Source organism: Pseudomonas sp. (genome assembly GCF_030696055.1).
Lineage (GTDB): Bacteria > Pseudomonadota > Gammaproteobacteria > Pseudomonadales > Pseudomonadaceae > Aquipseudomonas.
The window spans coordinates 1-2,059 of sequence record NZ_JAUYNP010000021.1; the positions used below are offsets into that span (position 1 = coordinate 1).

The window sequence follows — 2,059 nt, forward strand, 5'->3', positions numbered from 1 at the left end:
CTGTGCAAGAAGAACGCCTCCATTTCCGGCGCCGAAGTCGGCTGCCAGGGCGAGGTCGGTTCGGCCTGCGCCATGGCCGCGGCCGGATTGGCGGAAATCCTCGGCGCCACCCCGGAACAGCTGGAAAACGCCGCCGAGATCGGCCTGGAACATAACCTCGGCCTGACCTGCGATCCGGTCGGCGGCCTGGTGCAGGTGCCGTGCATCGAGCGCAACGCCATCGCCGCGGTCAAGGCGATCAATGCCGCGCAGATGGCCTTGCGCGGCGACGGCCAGCACTTCATCTCCCTGGATCGGGTGATCCGCACCATGCGCGACACCGGCGCCGATATGCACGACAAGTACAAGGAAACCTCCCGCGGCGGCCTGGCGGTCAGCGCCATCGAGTGTTAAGGCCGACCCGCTTGTAGTCGCGGGGTCTGACCTGTTTTGTTCACCCAGGTGGCGCGTGCCAGTTTTTGGTGCGCGTTTTCCCGCCCGCCGCGGCTGGCCTGGGTGACTCGCTAGTCACGGATGCGCCGTAGCAGCGTTACCCCCGATTTATTCCCTCGCGTAGCGGGGTGACAATTTGTCGCCCACCCAGTGCTACCGAAATGCTCAAACGCCCAAACCCCGGGCGTTTGCAGTCGCAATCAGAATGCTTCTGTCGCTCCTGCCAAAGCCTTGTGCACAGGCCTTGGATGTCCTCGCGTATTTTTAATTGAACGACCAATCAATTTAGGCATGACCTTTGCGTTGTCATCCCTGCCTATCTGGGGTTGTCGTACGCCAGAACTACAATTAAGAGCCTCTCCATAAGGGCTCAACACCGTGCTTTGCTTAGCGTGAGGGTTTCATCGATGTCACAGCTCAACCACGGGGCACAACCCCAGCCTTGCGTAGCCCAGTCCATCGGCTTTCTGTTGCTGGACAACTTCACCCTGATTTCCCTGGCCTCGGCGGTCGAACCGCTGCGCATGGCCAACCAGCTGTCCGGCAAGGAGCTGTACCGCTGGCACACCCTGACGCAGAGCGGCCTGCCGGTAAACGCCAGCGACGGCCTGCAGATCACCCCGGACGCCGGCCTGGCCAACGCGCCGCGCCTGGATGCGGTGATAGTCTGCGGCGGCGTGGATATCCAGCACAGCGTTACCCGCGAGCATGTGCAGTGGTTGCAAAGCCAGGCACGCCACGGTGCCCAGTTGGGTGCGGTGTGCACCGGCAGCTGGGCGCTGGCCAAGGCCGGGCTGCTGGACGGCTTCGATTGCAGCGTGCACTGGGAATGTCTGGCCTCCATGCAGGAAGCCTTTCCCCGCGCCGCGGTCAGCACCCGCCTGTTCTCCATCGACCGTAATCGCCACACCTCGTCCGGCGGCACCGCGCCGATGGACATGATGCTGCACGTGATCGGCCGCGAGCATGGCCGCGAACTGGCGGCGGCGATCTCCGAGATGTTTATCTACGAACGCATCCGCAACGAGCAGGACCACCAGCGCGTGCCGCTCAAGCATATGCTCGGCACCAACCAGCCGAAGCTGCAGGAAATCGTCGCGCTGATGGAGGCCAACCTGGAGGAGCCGATCGACCTCGACCAGCTGGCCCTGTATGTCGATGTGTCGCGTCGCCAGCTGGAGCGCCTGTTCCAGAAATACCTGCACTGCTCGCCGTCGCGCTACTACCTCAAGCTGCGCCTGATCCGTGCGCGCCAGCTGCTCAAGCAGACCAGCATGTCGATTATCGAAGTGGCCTCGGTGTGCGGCTTCGTCTCCACCCCGCACTTCTCCAAGTGCTACCGCGAATACTTCGGCATCCCGCCGCGCGACGAACGCGCCGGGCAGAACGGCGCCAATGTGGTGGCCCTGCTGACCATGCCGGAAGACCTGATGCGTCCCTCCCCCTCGTCGGCCATGGCCGCGCTGACCCGCGCCCAGGGCGAATCGACCTTTGCCAGCGTACGGCTCTAGGCATAGTCGCTAGCAAGCAAAAGGGGCGCTTAAAGCGCTAATGCCAGTCAGTTAAGCTGACTGGCATTTTTATTTCTGATCGGATACTTCGACGATTTGAGCCTGATGGCGCGTGG

General features: G+C 62.9%; 2 protein-coding genes. Both read left to right on the forward strand.

Features of this window, described 5'->3' with window-relative positions; all coding sequences use genetic code 11:
- The coding region (locus Q8Q83_RS01205; RefSeq protein WP_305620414.1) for an L-serine ammonia-lyase, iron-sulfur-dependent, subunit alpha at positions 1 to 393 on the forward strand (393 nt) is incomplete at its 5' end.
- A gap of 446 nt (positions 394 to 839) precedes the next feature.
- On the forward strand, positions 840 to 1,943 hold the full coding sequence (locus Q8Q83_RS01210) for a GlxA family transcriptional regulator (RefSeq protein ID WP_305620416.1): 1,104 nt from the start codon (positions 840 to 842) through the stop codon (positions 1,941 to 1,943).
- Positions 1,944 to 2,059: the final 116 nt, after the last annotated feature.

What these genes read in the sequence shown, in the direction of transcription:
- Q8Q83_RS01210 (WP_305620416.1), top strand. Translation starts at nt 840, where the DNA reads ATGTCACAGCTCAACCACGGGGCACAACCCCAGCCTTGCGTAGCCCAG.